The organism is Tsukamurella pseudospumae, from assembly GCF_001575205.1.
Taxonomy (GTDB): Bacteria; Actinomycetota; Actinomycetes; order Mycobacteriales; family Mycobacteriaceae; genus Tsukamurella; species Tsukamurella pseudospumae.
On sequence record NZ_LSRE01000017.1, the window covers coordinates 77,031 to 96,255 of the forward strand.

At 70.5% G+C, this 19,225-nt stretch carries 18 protein-coding genes; 6 read left to right on the plus strand and 12 right to left on the minus strand.

What is annotated here, in order from left to right; translation table 11 throughout:
• Positions 1 to 15: 15 nt before the first annotated feature.
• The 9 genes from AXK61_RS13905 to AXK61_RS13945 all read right to left on the minus strand — a co-directional run bounded on the left by AXK61_RS13905 (position 16) and on the right by AXK61_RS13945 (position 9,446).
• Positions 16 to 1,380 (minus strand): TerD family protein, encoded by a 1,365-nt coding sequence (locus AXK61_RS13905; RefSeq protein WP_068745886.1) that lies wholly within the window; start codon positions 1,378 to 1,380, stop codon positions 16 to 18.
• Positions 1,377 to 2,234 carry a hypothetical protein gene (locus tag AXK61_RS13910; protein ID WP_068745888.1) on the minus strand — a complete coding sequence of 286 codons (858 nt, stop codon included), beginning with the start codon at positions 2,232 to 2,234 and terminating at the stop codon, positions 1,377 to 1,379. The genes AXK61_RS13905 and AXK61_RS13910 overlap by 4 nt, the downstream gene beginning before the upstream one ends.
• Positions 2,231 to 3,355 (minus strand): cysteine protease StiP family protein, encoded by a 1,125-nt coding sequence (locus tag AXK61_RS13915; RefSeq protein WP_082789350.1) that lies wholly within the window; start codon positions 3,353 to 3,355, stop codon positions 2,231 to 2,233. The genes AXK61_RS13910 and AXK61_RS13915 overlap by 4 nt, the downstream gene beginning before the upstream one ends.
• Positions 3,352 to 4,596: a phosphoribosyltransferase family protein gene (locus AXK61_RS13920; protein WP_068570173.1), complete on the minus strand. Its 1,245-nt coding sequence runs from the start codon at positions 4,594 to 4,596 to the stop codon at positions 3,352 to 3,354. The genes AXK61_RS13915 and AXK61_RS13920 overlap by 4 nt, the downstream gene beginning before the upstream one ends.
• Positions 4,593 to 5,756: an HpcH/HpaI aldolase/citrate lyase family protein gene (locus AXK61_RS13925; protein ID WP_414929998.1), complete on the minus strand. Its 1,164-nt coding sequence runs from the start codon at positions 5,754 to 5,756 to the stop codon at positions 4,593 to 4,595. Before AXK61_RS13925 ends, AXK61_RS13920 begins: the two co-directional genes overlap by 4 nt.
• Positions 5,753 to 6,955 (minus strand): hypothetical protein, encoded by a 1,203-nt coding sequence (locus tag AXK61_RS13930; RefSeq protein ID WP_082789351.1) that lies wholly within the window; start codon positions 6,953 to 6,955, stop codon positions 5,753 to 5,755. The genes AXK61_RS13925 and AXK61_RS13930 overlap by 4 nt, the downstream gene beginning before the upstream one ends.
• 12 nt (positions 6,956 to 6,967) lie before the next feature.
• On the minus strand, positions 6,968 to 8,098 hold the full coding sequence (locus AXK61_RS13935) for a DUF475 domain-containing protein (protein ID WP_068570176.1): 1,131 nt from the start codon (positions 8,096 to 8,098) through the stop codon (positions 6,968 to 6,970).
• A gap of 90 nt (positions 8,099 to 8,188) precedes the next feature.
• The gene (locus AXK61_RS13940; protein WP_068570177.1) at positions 8,189 to 8,764 is read right to left on the minus strand and encodes a TerD family protein; all 576 of its coding nucleotides are present in this window, start codon (positions 8,762 to 8,764) and stop codon (positions 8,189 to 8,191) included.
• 106 nt (positions 8,765 to 8,870) lie between these two features.
• Positions 8,871 to 9,446: a TerD family protein gene (locus AXK61_RS13945; RefSeq protein ID WP_068570178.1), complete on the minus strand. Its 576-nt coding sequence runs from the start codon at positions 9,444 to 9,446 to the stop codon at positions 8,871 to 8,873.
• A gap of 186 nt (positions 9,447 to 9,632) precedes the next feature.
• On the opposite strand from AXK61_RS13945, the gene AXK61_RS25995 reads away from it, so the two are divergent.
• The 4 genes from AXK61_RS25995 to AXK61_RS13965 are packed head-to-tail and all read left to right on the plus strand — an operon-like array spanning position 9,633 to position 13,061.
• On the plus strand, positions 9,633 to 10,967 hold the full coding sequence (locus AXK61_RS25995) for a TerD family protein (protein WP_068570179.1): 1,335 nt from the start codon (positions 9,633 to 9,635) through the stop codon (positions 10,965 to 10,967).
• Between the two features lie 10 nt (positions 10,968 to 10,977).
• On the plus strand, positions 10,978 to 11,598 hold the full coding sequence (locus AXK61_RS13955) for an AIM24 family protein (protein WP_068570180.1): 621 nt from the start codon (positions 10,978 to 10,980) through the stop codon (positions 11,596 to 11,598).
• Between the two features lie 6 nt (positions 11,599 to 11,604).
• On the plus strand, positions 11,605 to 12,297 hold the full coding sequence (locus AXK61_RS13960; protein WP_068570181.1) for an AIM24 family protein: 693 nt from the start codon (positions 11,605 to 11,607) through the stop codon (positions 12,295 to 12,297).
• Entirely contained in the window at positions 12,294 to 13,061 is a 768-nt protein-coding gene (locus AXK61_RS13965; RefSeq protein WP_068570182.1) for an AIM24 family protein, read from the plus strand. The genes AXK61_RS13960 and AXK61_RS13965 overlap by 4 nt, the downstream gene beginning before the upstream one ends.
• A 112-nt stretch (positions 13,062 to 13,173) precedes the next feature.
• Here AXK61_RS13965 and AXK61_RS13970 read toward each other — a convergent pair whose 3' ends face one another.
• The 3 genes from AXK61_RS13970 to AXK61_RS13980 all read right to left on the minus strand — a co-directional run bounded on the left by AXK61_RS13970 (position 13,174) and on the right by AXK61_RS13980 (position 15,757).
• A complete protein-coding gene (locus AXK61_RS13970) occupies positions 13,174 to 13,923 on the minus strand; it encodes a hypothetical protein (RefSeq protein ID WP_068570183.1) in 750 nt (249 codons plus the stop codon).
• A 147-nt stretch (positions 13,924 to 14,070) separates the two neighbouring features.
• Positions 14,071 to 15,177 carry an inositol-3-phosphate synthase gene (locus AXK61_RS13975; RefSeq protein WP_068570184.1) on the minus strand — a complete coding sequence of 369 codons (1,107 nt, stop codon included), beginning with the start codon at positions 15,175 to 15,177 and terminating at the stop codon, positions 14,071 to 14,073.
• Positions 15,155 to 15,757 (minus strand): PadR family transcriptional regulator, encoded by a 603-nt coding sequence (locus AXK61_RS13980; RefSeq protein WP_068570185.1) that lies wholly within the window; start codon positions 15,755 to 15,757, stop codon positions 15,155 to 15,157. The genes AXK61_RS13975 and AXK61_RS13980 overlap by 23 nt, the downstream gene beginning before the upstream one ends.
• Positions 15,758 to 15,993: 236 nt before the next feature.
• Here AXK61_RS13980 and AXK61_RS13985 point away from each other — a divergent pair, with 236 nt between their 5' ends.
• Positions 15,994 to 16,392: a DUF5318 domain-containing protein gene (locus AXK61_RS13985; protein WP_175399941.1), complete on the plus strand. Its 399-nt coding sequence runs from the start codon at positions 15,994 to 15,996 to the stop codon at positions 16,390 to 16,392.
• A gap of 81 nt (positions 16,393 to 16,473) precedes the next feature.
• Positions 16,474 to 19,215 carry a transglycosylase domain-containing protein gene (locus tag AXK61_RS13990; protein ID WP_082777853.1) on the plus strand — a complete coding sequence of 914 codons (2,742 nt, stop codon included), beginning with the start codon at positions 16,474 to 16,476 and terminating at the stop codon, positions 19,213 to 19,215.
• Positions 19,216 to 19,225: the final 10 nt, after the last annotated feature.

Genomic DNA, 19,225 nt, shown 5'->3' on the forward strand with positions numbered 1-19,225 from the left:
CGATCCTCCACGGCGTCACGGCAGGAAGCGCGCCAGCTGCGGGACCGCGTCGCGCGGGGTCTTGGCGTTGATGCACTCGCCGATCGCCTGCAGCTTCCACTCGCCGCCCTGGCGCGAGATGGTGCACATGACGATCCCGGTGTAGGGCATGCCGCCCGCGAGGGCGAACCGCGCGAGCTCGACGCCCGTCGTGGAGTCCACGAGCCGGCAGTAGGCGTTCGCCACCTGATCGAACTTCTGTCCCTGGTACGAGGTCACGATGAACACCAAGGACGTGACCGCTGCGTTCACCCCGGGCAGGTCGACGTTCACGACCTCGTCGTCGCCGTCGCCGGCGCCGGTGAGGTTGTCGCCGAGGTGCTGGATCGAGCCGTCCTTGGAGCGCAGCTCGCCGAAGTAGACGGTGTCGACCATCTGCTGCCCCGAGAACATCACCACGGACGCGTCGAGGTCGATGTCCTTGCTCTTCGCCCCGAACAGCCCCTGCTTACGCACCGGGTCCCATCCGAGGCCCATGGCGATCTGGGTGAGCTGCACGCCGCCGTCCTTGCGCAGCACCACTTTCTGGCCCTTGGTGAGGTCCACGCGACGGTTCTTCGTGAGGCGGATCTCCCCGCTGCCGGGCGGCGGCTGCTGTCCGGCCAGCTGTGCGGTGGGAGTGAAGGACTGTTGCGGGGGTGCCTGGGGAGCGGGGTTCTGCGGGGCCGGGCCGTTGAAGTAGTCGATGGGCGCACTGCCCGCCGGGGCAGACGGTGCCGCACCGGTCGCGAAGTAGTCGATCGGCGTGCTCGACGGGGCCGGGGGCGTGCTCTGTGCCGGGGCGGGCGGAACCGGGTTCGACGGTGCCGCGGGCTGCGGCGCGGGCGGTGTCGCGGCGGGGGCCTGCGCGGCGGGCGCGTCGTCGACGCTGACGCCGTGGTCGCGCACCATGTCCGCGAAGCCGCCGGCGTAGCCCTGCCCCACGGCGCGGACCTTCCAGTCGGCGCCGCGCCGGTACACCTCGACCGCGATCACCACCGACTCGCTGCTGAGGCCGTCGACGGCGTAGTCGTACAGGGGGTTTCCGGCACCGTCGGCGACCCGCGCGACAGGAGCGCCGAACCGTCCGAACGAGGACGACGCGTCGTCGAGGGTGATCGCGACCCGGACCTGTGCGATGTCGGCCGGCAGCTGGGAGCCGTCGATTCGGAGAGCCCCGTTCGCCAGGCTCACGCCGGGCCCGTTCGGCTGATTGAAGAACACGAAATCGGCGTCGGAGCGCACCTTCCCGCTCTCGGTGACCAGCAGGGCGGACACGTCAGCGGGGGCCGGCAGGTCGACGGTGACGGTGACCGGACCGGCGGGCAGCGGTCCGTTCTGGCCCTTGGACAGTGCGGTCATCGGATCTCCTTGATCGGATCGGGGACGGGTACAGCGGTTCCGGTGGCGCTTCCAGCGGTGAGCCAGGCGACGATCTCCGTGCCGGCGCCGATGCCGACTGATTCGGTGAGCGTGAGGTGGGGCAGGGAGAAGCCGAGCTCCTCCAGCTCGCCGTGCCGCGGCCGGATCGCGCCGTCGGCGGCCTCGAGCAGATCCGCGTCCAGGGCGCCGTCGCCCGCGGCCAGCCAGCGCGCTCCGGACTCGAGAGCGCCGGACTCGATCAGGCGTCGTCGGACCTCCTGGGCGGCGCGGGACTTCGTCACCGGCGCGGGGATCGTGTAGAACTTGCGGCCCTGCTGCGAGACCGTCCACCCGCGGGGTTCGCAGTACGCCCGCCACGCGGCCACGGCCTCGGCCGGGATCCGCACGTCGGAGACCACGTAGGCGAACAGGCCCGGAACGAGCCGCAGCCGCGCGCCCCACGCGGGTTCCAGCCGACTCTCGAGTTCGGCGGCGATCGCGTCGAGGTCCGCCGGAAGTGCGGCGAGCAGGCCGCCGACATGGTCCTGCCACAGCGGGTCCGGAGCACCGTCGACGAGGATCTCGCCGCCGTTGGAGCAGATGGCGTACCGGGACGGTGTGCCCGGCAGCCGCACCCGGAGGTACTGCTCGGGCGTGCGGGTCGTCGTGGGGACCAGGGGAGTCGCGGCGGCGAGCACGGCCAGGCCCGCGTGCGCCGCCGCCGACATGTACGACAGGGGTGCGTCGCGGTAGATCTCGACGCACACCGGATCGACGGTGTCGAAGGCCGGACCGGCGGCGGCCCGGGAGTAGATCAGCGTGCGGTCGAGATCGCTGGTGACGAAGGCGATCACGAGTCCTCCTTGATCAGGCCGATGCACGCGTACGCCAGATCCGGCACGATCTCCACCGGTACGCCGCGCTCGGCGGCCAGGCGCCGGATGTGCCGGTGATCGGGATCGTCCGGATCGCGCAGCAGCACGCGCCACGGAACCCGGCGCAGCAACACCCGAGTGGTCTCCCCGATCCCGGGCTTGACCAGGTTCGCGGACGAGACGCCGTACTCCTCACGGACCCGGTCCACCGTCGCCCACCCGGACCAGTCGGGTTCGCGCGCACCGGGATCGGCGGCGAGCCGGGCGGCGACCGCGCGGGCGGCGGGAGCGGCACCGTCGAAGGCGGCGGCGACGGCGTCGAGGAGCAGCCCGGAGACGTCGTAGGGCGTGAGTTCGGCGTAGAACTTGGCCCCGTGGAACTCGTCCGGCCCGATCAGGTCGGCGTTCAGGACGGTGCGCGAGACCAGCCCGGACACCGTCGAATTCAGGCACGCGGAGGCGATGAGGAAGTCGTCGCGGGTGCCGAAGGTGCGCACGCAGTGGCCGGGGTCGGCGAGCACCGCGAGATCCGGGTTCAGGCGGACACCGGTGGCGGCGGCGTACTCATCGAGCGCCTCCGCGAGCTCGCGGGTGATCGCGCCCTTCCCGGTCCAGCCGTCGACGAACACGATGGAGGCCGGGTCGTGGTGCGCCACCAGGTGATCGAGCGCCACGTGGTCGATGCCGCGGCCGCGCACGATGGACACGGCGTAGTGCGGCAGGTCGTACCCGTGGAAGTGCTGCGCCCATCGGCGCATGAGGATCCCGATCGGCGTGCCCGCGCGCGCGAGCGAGACCAGGACGAGCTCGCGCCCGCGCTCGGCGAGGAGCAGCTCCGTCACGGTGCCGACGGCTTCCGCGAGCCGGGGCGCCGAGCCGGCGAGCGCCGCGTCGAACAGGGCCCGGTACTCGGCGCTCGGCTGGTATTCGACGGGCAGCGATTCGGCGTAGTGGGCCTCGCCCGACTGGATGCGCCGCTCGCGCTCGACGATATCGGCCTCCAGCGCCACGTGGGAGAGATCCTTGAGGAGCCAGGTCACCTCGTCCGGTGCGTACGAACCGAACCCGGGTCCGCGCAGCGGCGGGGTGATCGCGGTCATCGCGCTGCCGCTTCGGCACGGGCCGCGCCGAGCTCGGCCTGGTCGGAGGCGGGAACGACGGCGACCAGGACGTCGTGCCCGGCCGCGGCGAGCACGTCGAGGAGACCACCCGGTGCGCGCAGCCGGTCGGTGTCGGCGGGCGAGTCGGCGATGAACACGATCCGCGCCTCCTCGCGGGCCCACTGCGCGTTGTACAGGTACCGACGTGGCGCCTCGGGATCCGGTTCGGGGGAGAGGAATTCGAAGCCCCTCCGCAGCGGATACCCGTCCTCGTCGCGCACGAGTGCCGGGGAGCGGGTGGTGGTCTGGAACCGCACCGGGTGACCGTCGGCGGCCAGTGACTCGGCGACGCACAGCGGGAGGTACATCAGCTCCTCGTGGCCGATCACGATCACGGGCCGCTCGTCGAGGAGGGGCGCGAGCACCGCGGCGACCTCCGCCGCGGCGTCCCGTAACCGTGACTGGTCGGCCGCGAGCACGCCGTGCCGGCCACCGTCGGGCACGTCCGACGGCCACGGCGCAGGGAGGACCTCGACGGTGCCCCGCTGCGCGGCGACGGGGTTGAAGGGCGTGGCGGGGAGCTCGGCCACGCGCTCCGACAGCCCGTCCGGCAGGTCGACGGTGCCCCGCGCCAGCGCGACGAAGACGATGTCGAGTCCGGAATCGGCTGCTGCTCGTGCGTTCTCGGCGGCGTGTGCGGGCGAGCGGACGTCCACCAGTGAGGCCACCACGTACCGGCTGTGCGGTGCGAGCGCGTGCAGCGCGCGGATCGAGTCCAGCGCCGTCGCACCGGTCGAGATCTCGTCGTCGACGAGGACCAGCACATCGGCGGCGGACAGGAGGTCCGGTGAGGTCGGCTGCAGCAGGTGCGACGTGGCGTGGGAATGCCCCTCGGTGAACTCGCCGTGGATCGTCGCACCCGTGCGGCGGGTGGACTGCAGGTACACGGCGGCGTCCAGGCGTGCTGCCACGCAGTGGCCCAGGCCCGTTGCGGTCTCGGCGAACCCGAAGACGACGCAGGGGTCACCGTCGAGTTCCTGCGCGACCCGGTCGGCCAGCCGATCCGCCGCCGCGCGGACCGCGCTCGGTTCGGCGGGTACGTGCTTGCCGAGCACCGTCGAGACGAGCAGATGGGCGCGGCGCGGGTTGCGGCGCAGCCCCGGCACGACGAGCTCCGCGAGTGCGGGCTCGCCGTTCACGTGCATCCCGAGGCTCCGGCACAGAGCGGGTGACGCCGTCATCGTTCCTCCACGAGCGCGGTCAGCAGGTCGACGAAGCCGACCTCGGCGCGGGTCACGCCGAACAGGTCCGCGCGGATCAGAGTCTGTCGGGCCCAATTGCGGTGCGGCTTCATCTCGTTCATCTTGTTCCGGTAGCTCGAAGCGCCCACGCCGCCGGATTCGCCGTGCATGATGTCGAGCGCGTCCTGATGCTCCTCGTGCGTCACGGCCGAGAGCGCGTGTACAGCCGCGACGTGCGACGGGTGGATGACCGTCTTGCCGTGCAGGCCGTTCGCCCGGTCCAGCGCGGTCTCCCGGAGCAGCCCGTCGAGGTCGCGCCCCACGAGCAGCTTCTCGCGGAACCGGGCGGCGTGGTTGCGCTCGAAGGGCGTGGCCCGCAGCAGCGGGCGGAACATGCGCTCGTGATCGGCGAAGTACTCCCACACCGGACCCGTGACCACGAAGCCGGTGCCGTCTGAGCGCGCGAGCCGGTTCACGATCGCCGAGATGGTCTCGGCCACGACGTGCACGTCGTAGATCGTCAGATCGCGGTCGCGCCGGATGCCGAACAGGGCCGACATGTCGGTGGCGCCGATCCGCACGGCGAGGACCCGCTCGCGCTCCTCGGCGAGCAGTTCGCTGATGCCGCCGAGCTGCTCGTCGCGGCACTCGCGGTAGACGATCGACGGGGTCTCCAGCACCGGCATGGCGTAGAGGTGCGTGTCCCTGGCCGCGAGCACCGCGAGGGCGTCGCGTCCCGCGGCCGCCGTGAACTTGGGTAGGACCACCCCGGTGAGGGCCCGCGCACCGTCGCCCACCGCGTCCAGGAGGGAGGCCGTCTCAGCGGTGCTGCGCGGGCGGAGGAACAGCAGCGGCAGTGGCCCCGAGCCGTCGGCGAGTTCGGACAGCGCCGCCGCGGTGGCCCGGATCGCGTGCTGGACCTCGTCGTCGGCGACGGCGTCCTCGAGGTCGATCACCATGGACAACACCCCGTCGGACCACCGCCGTCGGATGGTGCCGGCGAGGTCCGGCCTCGTCGCGGGCACGTACAGCGTGGCGCCGAGGCCGAACGCGAGCTCCTCCCGGGGAGCAGCGCGGTCGAAGGGTTGCGGCGGCAGGTGGAACAGGCGCTGCCGGACCTCGTCCGGGAGCTGGCGAAAATGGCGCAGCTCGGTGCTCACGTCCGCCCTCGCATGCGGTTCACCGCGTCGGCGATCACGCGGTCGATGTCGGCGAGGGTCTGCAGGTACTGCCAGTAGTCGGGGTGCACGCGCTCCAGGTCGGCGATCGCCCGCTCGATCCGGGCGTGCTGCGCGTCCAGCACGCTGCCCCAGCGATGGACCTGCTGCTTCTGGACGGTGAGCAACTGGGCATCGCGGAGGGCGAAGCGTGTGCGCTCCGCGCGCGCCGCGGGATCGCCCTTCACCCCGCGCAGCGTGCGGAGTCGCTCGCCGACCGCGTTCACCGCCGCGTCGGCGGCGTCGAGGTGATCGCGGGCGACCGAGACGTTCTCGAGGGCCAGGTCGGGGGTGCCGGCACGGAGACCGCTCGACGCCGCCGACAGCGCGGTCTCGGCGGCGGCGGACTCCCGCTCCGCGACCTTGTCGTTGTCGACGAGATCGGCCGAGCAGGCCGCGCTGAACTCGCGCAGCAGCGCCGAACGGATGTCGCCGATGTCCGCGGCCCGGTTGCGCACCGCCTGGAGGCGCGTTCCCGTCGATGCGAGTGCGTGTTGTGCGTCGTCGCCGATTCGCGGGGCGGCGCCGACCGCGGCGGTGAGCTCCGCGGCCTTCTCGAGCACGCCCTGCGCGGCGGCGTCGCGGGCGGGGAGGTCCGGCGCACCGTCGAGCGCCTGGACGGCGAGCACGAGGGCGTCGGTGGCCCGGATGACGGGCCGGAGGCCCAGGTAGGGAGCCGTGGTGGGGGCGGCGAGGAGGTCGGTGGCGCGCTCGGCCGCGACCCGCGCGGCCTGTTCCTGGGCCGCGGAGCTGGCCCGGGCGCCGCGCGCGGAGGCGAGGGTGCGCTCGTGGTCGCTGTGGAAGCGATCGAGGACGGAGACGAGGTCGGACAGCTCCCGTGCGGTGGCGGCCTGATCCTGCGGGGTGGGCGGGCGCGTGCCGGACTGGCTGCCGCTGGCCCACAGGTACCGCTCGGTGGCCCCGCCGAAGCGGTCGCGGATGGCGGGCCACTGCTGTACCGCCGAGGCGCCGGGATTCTGTGCGGAGAGGGTGCGCACGTCCTCGTCGAGCGAACTGAAACGACGGTCCGCGTCGAGGTAGGCACTGGTCAGGCCCGTGTCGACGCCGCCGGCGCCCGCGGCGTTCGATGGAGAGCGATCGGGCTCTCCACCGAACAGCCGACGGAACGCACTACCTGCCATGGTGAATCCGGCTCAGGCGTCGATCTGCTGCGGGGCAGACACCGGGGCGTCGCCCTCGGCACCGTCGCCCTCGCGACGGTTGCGGACGATGCTCGAGCCGAGCGCGGCCAGGATGAGTACCACGCCGATGAGGCCGGTGACCACCTCGGGCACCTCGGTGTGGATCGAGAACAGCAGGATGCCGGCGAGCGCGCCGATGGCCCAGTGCGCGCCGTGCTCGAGGTACACGTACTCGGACAGCGTGCCCTTCTCCACCAGGTACACCGTGAGCGAGCGGACGAACATCGCGCCGATGAAGCCGAGGCCCAGGGCGATGATGATCGGATCCGCGGTGATCGCGAACGCACCGATGACACCGTCGAACGAGAACGACGCGTCGAGCACCTCGAGGTAGAGGAACAGGAAGAAGGCGGCCTTGCCGGTGACCTTCGCCAGCTCCGAGGGGCCGGACCGGGCGCGTTCCGCCTCCTCCTCCATCTCCTCGACGTGGAAGAACTCGCCGAGGCCGTTGACCACGAGGTACGTCACCGTGCCGAGGATGCCAGCGATGAACACGGTCTTCGACTCGTCGACGGTGTGCGCGGCGAGCGTGCCCGTGACGACCAGGGCGACCAGGGCGACGACGATCGGGAAGCGGTCCAGCTCGCCGATCTTCTGCAGCGGGCGCTCGACCCAGCTGAGCCAGGTGAGTTCGCGCTCACCGTCGAAGATGAAGTCGAGGAACAGCATCAGCAGGAACATGCCGCCGAAGGCCGCGATCTGCGGGTGCGCCGCGGTGATCAGGGTCTCGTAGCTCGCGCTGCCGTCCGCGAAGTACTTGGCACCGTCGGCGGGCGGGTTGAGCGCGAGGTCCATCGCCTTGACCGGGTCGAGGCCGGCGGTGATCCAGACGATCGCGAGCGGGAAGACCAGGCGCATGCCGAAGACGGCGATGAGCACGCCGACCGTCAGGAACATGCGCTGCCAGAAGTGGCTCATCCGCTGCAGCACGGTGGCGTTGATCACCGCGTTGTCGAAGGAGAGGCTGACCTCGAGGATGCCCAGGATCAGGGTCAGGACGAGGGCCTGCGGCCCGCCGTAGAAGAACGCCACCACCAGCGCGATGACGGTGATGAAGAAGGAGAGTCCGAAGATGCGGAACACATCGGCCTTTCGAAGAAGGGATGCGGGAGCGCGAGACCCGGCGGGCGGTGGTCCGCTCGCCGGGTCTGCGCGCTCTGCGTGAGCTCGGTGCTAGACGTTGACGCCGTAGTCGCGCGCGATACCCGCGAGACCGGACGCGTAGCCCTGCCCGACGGCACGGAACTTCCACTCCGCGCCGTTGCGGTAGAGCTCGCCGAAGACCATCGCGGTCTCCGTCGAGGCGTCCTCGGAGAGGTCGTAGCGGGCGATCTCCTGGCCGTTGGCCTGGTTCACGACGCGGATGAAGGCGTTGCGGACCTGCCCGAAGGACTGGCCGCGATTGTCCGCGTCGTAGATCGACACGGGGAACACGACGCCCTCGACGTTCGGCGGGATCGCGGCGAGGTTCACCTTGATGACCTCGTCGTCACCGTCGCCCTCGCCGGTCAGGTTGTCACCCGTGTGCTCGATGGAACCGTCCGGCGTGCGGAGGTTGTTGAAGAAGACGAAGTTCTCGGGCGACGCGACCTTCCGGTTCGCGTCGATGCCGATGGCGCTGGCATCGAGATCGAAATCGGTGCCCGTGGTGGTGCGCAGATCCCAACCGAGGCCGACCGAGACGGCGGTGAGGCCCGGGGCCTCCTTGGTGAGCGAGACGTTGCCGCCCTTGACCAGACTGACACCCATAGAACGTGTTCCTCCCGTTAGCACGACGGCGCCAGTCCGCCCCCGCGTGTGATTCGAACTATACCGACGAAACGGATATCGAACGGCGGTGAATTCGAGGCTGAACTCAGATGTTCACGCCGAAGTCGCGCGCGATGCCCGCGAGACCCGACGCGTAGCCCTGGCCGATGGCGCGGAACTTCCACTCCGTGCCGTGCCGGTAGAGCTCGCCGAAGACCATGGCGGTCTCGGTGGAGGCGTCCTCGGAGAGATCGTAGCGAGCGATCTCCTGGCCGCCCGCCTGGTTGATCACCCGGATGTAGGCGTTGCGGACCTGGCCGAAGGACTGGCCGCGGTTGTCCGCCTCGTGGATCGAGACCGGGAAGACGATCGCGTCGATCTGCGGCGGCACGGCCGCGAGATTGACGTTGATGGTCTCGTCGTCACCGTCACCGTCGCCGGTGAGGTTGTCACCCGTGTGCTCGATCGAGCCGTCCGGCGAGCGCAGGTTGTTGTAGAAGACGAAGTGCTGATCGTTGAGCACGCGCTTGGCGGTGTCGACCGCCAGGGCGCTCGCGTCGAGGTCGAAATCGGCGCCGGTCGTGCTCCGCGCGTCCCAGCCCAGCCCGACGGCGACCGCCGTCAGCCCGGGGGCCTCCTTGCTGAGCGAGACGTTTCCACCCTTGCTGAGGCTGACTCCCATGTGATTCCTCCCGAGAAGCTGTAGGCGCCGGAGCACCGTCGCCTGATGACGTGGTCGCGAAATTCACAGTACGCGAATTCGGCCCGTGACCGCCGGGTTCGTGCCGCAGTCATCCGGACGAACGACATGTCAGTCTGATCCGTGCGTTCCGTGCCGATTCGCCGGATTCTTGCAACAATCGTCAGTGTGACTTCACTCGCACGCGGTCAGAACACGGCCCTGTCCCAGACCACACTCGCGGTGGCGATCGCCGGCGTCGCGCCCGGGTCGGTGGATCTGTTCGCCATCCAGGTCGGCGACGACGGTCGGGTCCGCAGCGACGCCGACCTGGTGTTCTTCAACAGCCCGACCTCGCCCGAGGGCGCCGTGCGCCTGACCGGTCCGGACGCGTTGACCCTGGACCTCACCGCGATCCCACCCGCCATCAGCACCGTCCGGCTGGCCGTCGCGCTCGACGACAAGGTCCCCGGGTCGCTGGCGTCCGTGCCGGGCCTCAGTGCGCGCGTCGGCGCAGACGACTGCCCGGCGGGCGGTCTGACGACCGAACGGGCCGCGGTGCTCGCCGAGGTCTACCGCCGGAACGGTGCGTGGAAGCTGCGCAATGTCAGCGCAGGGTGGGATCGGGGTCTGGTCTCGCTGCTCACCGAGCACGGTGTCACCGTCGACGGTCCGCCGCCCGCCGCGAGCACTCCGCCCCCGGCGCCCTCCTACCCTCCGGCGCAGCCGGCCTACCAGCCCCCGCCCGCGGCACCGTCGTACCCACCTGCGCAACAGGCCTATCCGCCCGCGCAGCCGGCCTACCCCCCGGCGCAGCCGGCCTACCAGCCCCCGCCCGCGGCACCGTCGTACCCGCCCGCGCAGCAGGCCTACCCGCCCGCGCAGCCCGCCTATCAGCAGCCTCCGGCGCCCGCCGGTCCGCCGGTCAACCTGTCCAAGATCACGCTCACCAAGTCCGCGCCGACGGTGTCCCTGGCCAAGTCCTCCGAGCGGCCCACCGGCCACATGCGGGTCAACCTGAACTGGACGCAGGGGAAGAAGGGACTGTTCGGCGGCGGCAACGCGGTCGACCTCGACCTCGCGTGCTTCTACGAACTGCGCAACGGCGACCGGGGCGGCGTGCAGGCGCTCGGCAACGCCTTCGGCAGCCTCGACCGCGCGCCGTACATCCAGCTCGACAGCGACGACCGATCCGGCCAGTCGCAGGGCGGCGAGAACCTGTACATCAACCTCGCGCACCTCGACGACTTCGTGCGGATCCTGATCTTCGCCTACATCTACGAGGGCACTCCGAACTGGGCGTCGGCCAACGGCGTCGTCACGCTCTTCCCGCCCGGTGGCCCCGAAGTGGAAGTGCGGCTGGACAATCCGGATCGGCGTGCGATCTCCTGCGCGATCGCGCAGCTGCACGTGGTGAACGGGGAGCTCACCGTCACGCGCGAGGTGCAGTACATCCACGGGTCGCAGCGCGCCGTCGCCGAGGCCTACCACTGGGGCCTCAACTTCACGCCCGGCAGGAAGTGACGGAGGGGTCATGCAGCTCGTTTCGAAGACGAAGCGGGTCGTCGAGGCGCACCTGAACAACAGCTCGATCCGAGCGATCAGCGGCTCGATGATCGCGTACGAGGGTCAGGTGACCTTCAAATCCGCCGGATTCGGTGGGGGCGACGGAGTGCTCGCGGGCCTCAAGCAACGCGCCACCGGCGAGGGGCTGTCGCTGATGGAGTGCACCGGCACCGGTGTCGTGTACCTCGCGCAGGACGCGGCCACGGTCACCGTCGTCGACCTGACGGGGGAGACGCTGCAGGTCGAGTCGCAACAGCTGCTCGCGCTCACACCGCAACTGTCGACCAACGTGACCTTCGCGGGGGTGCGGGGCGGAATGTCCGGGCAGGGCCTGTTCACGACGACGGTGACCGGGCACGGCCAGGTCGCGCTGCTCTCGCTCGGTGGGCCGCTCATCCACCTGGAGGTCTCGCCGCAGTACCCGCTCGTCGTCGACCCGGACGCCTTCGTCTGCGCCCGAGGGCAGCTGTCGCAGTCCTTCGTCACCGACGTGTCCTGGCGCTCCGCCCTGGGACAGGGTGGCGGCGAGGCCTTCTCGCTGCGCTGGGACGGCTCCGGCGTGGTCTCGATCCAGCCCGCGGAGAGGTAGGCGCAGGTGTTCACCAAGGTCAACGGCAAGGTCGTCTCGATCGACCTCACGCGGTCCGGGCCGGTCATCGCGCGGCGCGGCGCGATGCTCTTCTACACCGGTCAGGTCTTCTTCCAGCCCCACCAGATCCCCGGCATGGGCGGCGGATCCATGATGGGCGGCCTCGCCGGCATGGCCGGGCGGATGATGCAGGGCGAGCACGAGGCGACGATGGTCGCGCAGGGCAACGGCACCGTGCACTACGGCTTCCGCGGACTCGAGGTCGAGGTCGTCGAGATGCCGCAGGGCGGCGAGCTGCGGGTCGAGGCCTCGCGGCTGCTCGCCCACACGCAGGGCCTGCAGGCCTCGATCGTGTCGACGGCGGCCTCGGGTGGGGGCGGCGGAGGCGGCCTGATGGGTGCGCTGCGTTCCGCGGCCGGCGGTGTGGCCACGGGCCAGGGCATGTTCACCACGCAGCTCAGCGGCGTCGGCGCCGCGGTGATCCTCGGCCACGGCGGCTTCATCACCCTGCAGGTCGCGCCGAACCGCCCGGTCACCGTCGACCCCCAGGCGTTCGCCGCGGCGCTCGGCCCGGTGCAGACGAACCTCCGGTCCACCGTGAGCCTGCGGAACATGGGCCGCACCGGCGGTGAGGCCTTCCAACTCGACTGCACCGGACAAGGTGTGGTGTACGTCCAAGCATCGGAGCACCGGTTGTGAGCGAGCTCGACACGGTCTGGAACCCGCACACCCTGCCCGCGGGCGGCGACAACGTGCCGGGCAACCAGTACTCCTACTGCATCGACCTGATCAAGCCGTGGTTCCTGTCCAAGGGCGCGATGATCGCCCACTACGGGCAGATGAGTTTCACCTCGCTGCAGCACGGCCTGCAGGGGCAGCTGCTGCAGATGGTCGCGCACCAGTTCTCCGCGCCGCTGTACCTGGGCGACTACGTGGTGGCCGAGGGGCACGGCAAGCTCATCATCGGTGACCGGGGCAACGACATCAACGCCTACGACCTCGACGACAACGGCAACCTCACGATCCGCGCGGCGAATCTGCTCGCCTTCGAGCCGAATCTCGCACTGCAGCAGTCGATCGTGCCCGGGTTCGTGACACTGATCGGCACGGGCCGGTTCCTGGCCTCGTCGAACGGCCCGGTCATGTTCGTCGAGCCGCCGATGCGCGTGGACCCGGAGGCGCTCGTGGGGTGGGCCGATTGCCCCTCGCCGAGTCACCACTACGACCAGGCCTGGGTGACGAGCTTCGTCGCGGCCGCCGGGCGCGCGCTCGGCGTGAGCTCGGGCGAGGAGCGCCAGTTCGACTTCACCGGCTCCGGAACGGTTCTCGTGCAGTCGAGCGAGAAGGTGCTCGACGACGTGCACCTCGTCCGCAACATCACCGGTCAACTGCCGGGGATCTCCGTCTCCGGCCTGCAGCAGATCAACGCCACGATCCAGCAGCAGATGGGACAGCAGCAGTGATCCGGCGCGCCACCGCATCGGATGCGGAGAACGCTGTCGGAATCCGCCCGCGCTGCCGGTAGTCGGCAGGTTTCGGCGCTACCGGCAGCGTCGTACGGATGACCACCAGAGGTCAAAAGCCGCCGAAGTCGCCGCCACCGCCGAAGTCGCCGAAACCACTGTCGCCGCCGAAGCCGCCGTCCGAACCGGAGTCCCACCCGCCGTCGGTGCCCGAGTCGAGAGCACCGTCGACCCCGGGATCGGCGAGGACGGTCGGGCCGACCCCGGCCATCCCGGCGAACATCGAACTGAACAGCAGGTAGCTGCCCACGCCCCAGGCGCCGGCGACGAGGGCGGGCTTCCACCAGGGCTCGCTGTACCAGCCGGCGGGCACGGGGCGACCGGCCACGACGCCGCCGGGGTAGTAGTTCGGGGTGCGGTCCGACGGTGCCGGGGACGCGTCGAGCGTGCGGCCCTCGACCTCGACGGACCGGTCCTCGGAGACCGAGCCGGCGGAGCGCTGACCGTCGAGCTCGGGGATCGGCGGGCCGGGATCCATGTCCATGGCCACCCGCGCGGCCCGTGCGTAGTAGAGGCCCTCGAGCGCGGTCTGCTTCGCGAGCCGGGCCTGCGCGGGCGTGTTCGCACCGCCGACCTGGGCGCCGGCGGCGGTGTACCGCTCGCCCGCGTCGGCGAGGGCCTGGCGCGCCGCGTCGTTCGACCCGACGAGGTTGTTGACCTGCCCGGCGAGGCGGTCGATGGCGGCCCGGGCGTCGGCCTGCGCGTCCGACAGTGCGGTCGTCCGGGCACCGCGATTGCGCACGACGTTCGCGATGATGAGGGCGACCGCCACGATCACGACGATGATGAGCAGGGTCTTCATGTCGTCGACGGTACCGAGACCGGACGTCGCGCGGCTTACAGCGATCTGAAGATTCGGACTTTTCGCCGGCGGAGAAGGACGGAGGACCCGCCACCCACGCGGGTGACGGGTCCTCCGGTCCGGGCGTGCGCCCGCCGATCGCGCGGACTACTCCGCGCCGATGATGAACTCCTCGAGCTGCTTGCGCGCGATGTCGTCGGCGATCTGCTCCGGCGGGGACTTCATGAGGTACGCCGAGGCGGGGATCACGGGGCCGCCGATGCCGCGGTCCTTGGCGATCTTCGCGGCGCGCACGGCGTCGATGATGATGCCGGCCGAGTTGGGCGAGTCCCAGACCTCGAGCTTGTACTCCAGGTTCAGCGGCACGTCGCCGAAGGCGCGGCCCTCGAGGCGGACGTACGCCCACTTGCGGTCGTCGAGCCACTCGACGTAGTCCGACGGGCCGATGTGCACGTTCTTGTCGTGCACCTTGCCGGCCAGCGGGCCGTTGAGGTTGCTCGTGACGGCCTGCGTCTTGGAGACCTTCTTCGACTCGAGGCGGTCGCGCTCGAGCATGTTCTTGAAGTCCATGTTGCCGCCGACGTTGAGCTGGTACGTGCGGTCCAGCGTGACGCCGCGGTCCTCGAACAGCTTCGCCATCACGCGGTGCGTGATGGTGGCGCCGACCTGGCTCTTGATGTCGTCACCGACGATCGGGACGCCCGCGTCGCGGAACTTCGCGGCCCAGACCGGGTCGGAGGCGATGAACACGGGGAGCGCGTTGACGAAGGCCACGCCGGCGTCGATGGCGCACTGAGCGTAGAACTTGTCGGCCTCCTCCGAGCCCACGGGCAGGTACGAGACCAGCACGTCGACCTCGTTGTCCTTGAGCTGCTGGACCACGTCGACACCCTCGCCCGGCGCCTCCTCGATGGTCAGGCGGTAGTACTTGCCCAGGCCGTCGAGGGTGTGGCCGCGCTGCACGACGACGCCGGTGGGCGGCACGTCGGCGATCTTGATGGTGTTGTTCTCCGAGGCGTTGATGGCCTCCGAGAGGTCGAAACCGACCTTCTTGCCGTCCACGTCGAACGCGGCGACGAACTCGACGTCGCGCACGTGGTACGGGCCGAACTTCACGTGCATGAGGCCCGGCACAGTGGCGTCGTCGGCCACGTCCTTGTAGTAGTGCACGCCCTGCACGAGCGAGCTTGCGCAGTTGCCCACGCCGACGATCGCAACGCGAACCTTGTTGTCAGTCACCGTTGTTCCCTTCATTCGGTGTCAGTGAAGCGGCGCCGGGAGCGATGCGCGCGGGCCGATCTTCTTGGTCGGAGCGGGACTCGGCGGCGATCAACTCGTTGAGCCACCGCACCTCACGCTCCGTCGTTTCCAGTCCCAGCTCGTGCAACTGCCGCGTGTACGTCTCGCTCGTGCCCCCGGCCGCGAGGGCCCGACGGAGCTCCTCCCGCCGTTCCTCGACCTGCCGGCGGCGACCCTCGAGGATGCGCAGCCGGGCCTGGGCGGGGGTGGCGGTGAAGAAGGCGAGATGCACGCCGAACCCGTCGTCCGTGAAGTTCTGCGGTCCGGTGTCGGCGACGAGGGCGGAGAACCGCTCCTTGCCCGCCGGGGTCAGACCGTAGACACGGCGCGCTCGGCGCTTCCGGGCGGTTGCGGTGGGGCCGGGCGCCTCTTCTTCGGCGATGTAACCGGCGTCCTGCGCGCGGCGCAGGGCGGGGTACAGCGATCCGTAGGAGAACGCGCGGAACGGACCCAGCAGTTCCGTCAGCCGCTTGCGGATCTCGTAGCCGTGCATCGGGGATTCGTGCAGCAGACCGAGTACTGCGAGTTCGAGCACTGCCGCCTCCTCTCCGGGCACGACGCCGAGCCCGTGCGGGCGACGCGAGTGGATCTATCTCATCAATCGATCGGCAGTTGTATCGCGCCGATATATACGACGATACCCCAGCGATGAACGCGCGATGAACGGCAGGCGGCGCCGCGCTCGATGGGAGCGCTCGGACCGGGGAGGATCGGCATGGGCGGAATGCCCTTGTCGCGGCAGTGCGGACCCGAGCCACGTACATTGGATCCGTGCGGACGCAGAGGCAAACGGTGGACTACGCGCTGCAGCGGCGATCGCTGCTCGCGTCGGTCAACGCCGGGCGCACCGCGGTGAAATCCGTGTGCGATGCCGATACCTACCTCCTGCGTGCGGCCAAGTTCCACGGCCGTACGTCCGAGGTGCTGTGCCCGATCTGCCGCAAGGAGCAGCTGACTCTCGTGTCGTGGGTGTTCGGTGATTCGCTCGGCCCGGCGTCGGGTTCGGCACGGACGGACGCGGAGCTCAGCGACCTCGAATCCACGTCAGTGGAGTTCTCCGTGCATGTCGTGGAGGTCTGTAGGTCGTGCAACTGGAATCATCTGGTGCAGTCGTACGTCGCGGGGCTGCCCCCGCGGCCGAAGCGGAAGCGTCGCGCGGCGCCCGGGTAGCGGGATCCGACGGCCGGTCGGTACGACGGGGGTAGCGCGGGGGCGCACGAAGAGAACGAAGAGACGAGCGGAGAACCAGCGGTGACGAACCCGGGTGGCAACGACGAGCGGAACGGGGCGGCCGGAAGGCCGTCGCGGTCCGGAGGGGCGGTCCCTCCGCGGCCCGCGCCGAAGCCGCCGGTCCCGCCGCAGGCGGCGCCGACCACGCAGTTCCCGCTGGTACAGCCCAGCGGCCAGACTCCCGCGCAGTCCGCCGGCCCGAATCCCGGCCGTCCCGCCCCGGGCCCGAACGCCCCGGCACCGTCGGGCTCCGGCGCGCGCCCGGCACCGTCGGGCGCGAACGTGCCGCCGTCGGGCACCGCCCGCTCCGCCTACCAGCCCCTGTCCGGCCGCCCGGTCGACGAGTCCGAGCTGGCCGCGGAGGCGGATCGCGGCGGACCGTCGCGCCCGGAGGAGCCGGAACAGCCCGTCGTGATCCGCAAGAGCGCCCCTGTCGCGCCCCCACCCGCCGACGGTGGCGGTGATGGCCCCGGGGGCGACGGTCCGGGGGGTGACGGCCCCGGTGGGGGCGACGGGGACGGGCCGGACGAGCCCGAGGACGACGATCATGACGACTCCGACAAGAAGGGCCTGCGAGCACTCGTGAGCGGATCACTCTTCCGACGCGTCGTGACCGGCGGTGTGGCCGCGGTCGCGCTGATCCTGGTGGTGGCGCTGCTGGCCTTCCTCATCGGCTACTGGCGCACCGACGTGCCGCAGCCCGGGGAGATCCAGACCGAGCAGGTCGCCACGATCACGATGAAGGACGGCACCACGCCGATCGCGCGGGTCGTCCCGGCCGGTGGCAACCGCGAGATCCTGCCCGCGCAGGACATCCCGGACGTGATGAAGAACGCCATCATGGCGGCGGAGGACCGCGACTTCGCGACGAATCCGGGCTTCTCACTCAAGGGCTTCGCGCGCGCCGTGTGGCTGCGCGTACCGGGCGTCGCGAGCGACGGCCAGGACGCGGGCGGCGGTTCCACGATCACGCAGCAGTACGTGAAGAACGCGCTGGTCGGGGATGAGTCCTCGCTGACGCGCAAGTGGAAAGAGCTCATCCTCTCGACCAAGATGTCCAACTCCTGGTCGAAGGACGACATCATGGCCGCGTACCTGAACACCATCTACTTCGGTCGGGGGGCGTACGGGATCCAGGCCGCGGCGAAGGCCTACTTCAACGTCAACGCGAAGGACCTCAAAGCCGAGCAGGCGGCTCTGCTGGCGGGCGTCGTCCGCGGGCCGTCGCTGTACGAGCCGACCACGCACCTGGCGGACGCCACGGGCCGGTGGAACTACGTGCTCGACGGCATGGTCGACATGAAGACGCTCGATCCGACGCAGCGGGCCAAGATGCAGTTCCCGAAGGTGACGGCGCTGAGCAAGAGCAGCGGTGACGATCTGTCGGCCGGCCCGAACGGCCTGATCAAGACCCAGGTGCTGCGCGAGCTCAAGGACGCGGGCATCGACGAGTCGACCCTCAATACGCAGGGCCTGAAGATCACCACCACGATCGACCCGCAGGCGCAGTCCGCGGCGGTGAAGGCCGCCAAGAACATGGCCGAGAACCAGCCGAAGGACCTGCGCACCGCGATCGTCTCGGTCGACCCGAAGACGGGCGGCGTGCTCGCCTACTACGGCGGCGACGACGGCAACGGCTACGACCGCGTGCAGGCCGGCCTGCAGACCGGATCCTCGTTCAAGGTGTTCGCGCTGGTCGCCGGGCTGGAGCAGGGCATCGGCCTGTCGAAGGTCTACTCCTCGTCGCCGTTCAAGGCCCAGGGAGTCACGGTCACCAACTCGGACGGCGAGTCCTGCGGCAGCTGCAACCTGGCGACGGCGATGAAGATGTCGCTGAACACGGTCTTCTACCGGCTCATGATGGATCTCAACGGACAGGCTCAGGCCGTCGCGGACGCGGCGCACAAGGCCGGCGTCGCGGAGAGCTTCGGCGACATCAAGAAGACGCTGCAGCAGACCGACGGCAGCGGCGTCGAGGGCGGCGTCGTGCTGGGTCAGTACCAGAGCCGGCCGATCGACATGGCTTCCGCGTACGCCACCCTGGCCGCCGAGGGCATCTACCGCAAGCCGCACCTCATCTCGAAGGTCGTGACCGCCGACGGCCGGACCCTGTTGGACCGGCAGACCGATCCCGGCGAGCGTCGCTTCAGCAAGGACGTCGCGAACAACGTGACCGCGGCGCTGCAGCCGATCGCGTCCTACTCCAACGGCCACGGGCTGGCAGGCGGTCGCGCCTCGGCCGCGAAGACCGGCACCGCGCAGTACCAGGACACGGGGCAGAACAAGGACGCGTGGATGGTCGGCTACACGCCGTCGATCTCGACGGCGGTCTGGGTCGGCAACGACAAGGGCGGCCCGATCACCAACTCGTACGGCGGCATCATCTACGGCTCGGGCGTCCCGTCGGACGTCTGGAAGCAGACGATGGACGGCGCGCTCTCCGACTCGGACTACGAGTCCTTCCCGACGCCGGGATACATCGGCGGTTCCGCGGGCGTGCCGGTGGAGACCCGGGTGCGCACGAGCTCCGCGGGCTCCGCCTCCGCGTCGGCCTCGGCCGAGCCGAGCGCGAGCCGCACGGTGCCCGGCCTGCCCGGCGTCCCGATGCCGACGTTCCCGTGGGATCCGACGACCACGCAGCCGGGCAACGGCTACCCGACCTATCCCGGTCAACCCACCACACGTCCGCGCCCCGGTGGCGGAACGGGCAACGGCAACGGCGGCCAGACGGTGCCGCCGCGGGTGACGAACCCGGTGCCGTGACGGAAGCCCC

Excerpts from the sequence above, each read along its gene's own strand:
- AXK61_RS13955 (WP_068570180.1), top strand. The coding sequence starts at position 10,978 with ATGCAGCTCGTTTCGAAGACGAAGCGGGTCGTCGAGGCGCACCTGAAC.
- AXK61_RS13930 (WP_082789351.1), bottom strand. The coding sequence starts at position 6,955 with ATGGCAGGTAGTGCGTTCCGTCGGCTGTTCGGTGGAGAGCCCGATCGC.
- AXK61_RS13945 (WP_068570178.1), bottom strand. The coding sequence starts at position 9,446 with ATGGGAGTCAGCCTCAGCAAGGGTGGAAACGTCTCGCTCAGCAAGGAG.
- AXK61_RS13940 (WP_068570177.1), bottom strand. The coding sequence starts at position 8,764 with ATGGGTGTCAGTCTGGTCAAGGGCGGCAACGTCTCGCTCACCAAGGAG.
- AXK61_RS13915 (WP_082789350.1), bottom strand. The coding sequence starts at position 3,355 with ATGACCGCGATCACCCCGCCGCTGCGCGGACCCGGGTTCGGTTCGTAC.
- AXK61_RS13975 (WP_068570184.1), bottom strand. The coding sequence starts at position 15,177 with ATGAAGGGAACAACGGTGACTGACAACAAGGTTCGCGTTGCGATCGTC.
- AXK61_RS13905 (WP_068745886.1), bottom strand. The coding sequence starts at position 1,380 with ATGACCGCACTGTCCAAGGGCCAGAACGGACCGCTGCCCGCCGGTCCG.
- AXK61_RS13970 (WP_068570183.1), bottom strand. The coding sequence starts at position 13,923 with ATGAAGACCCTGCTCATCATCGTCGTGATCGTGGCGGTCGCCCTCATC.
- AXK61_RS13920 (WP_068570173.1), bottom strand. The coding sequence starts at position 4,596 with ATGACGGCGTCACCCGCTCTGTGCCGGAGCCTCGGGATGCACGTGAAC.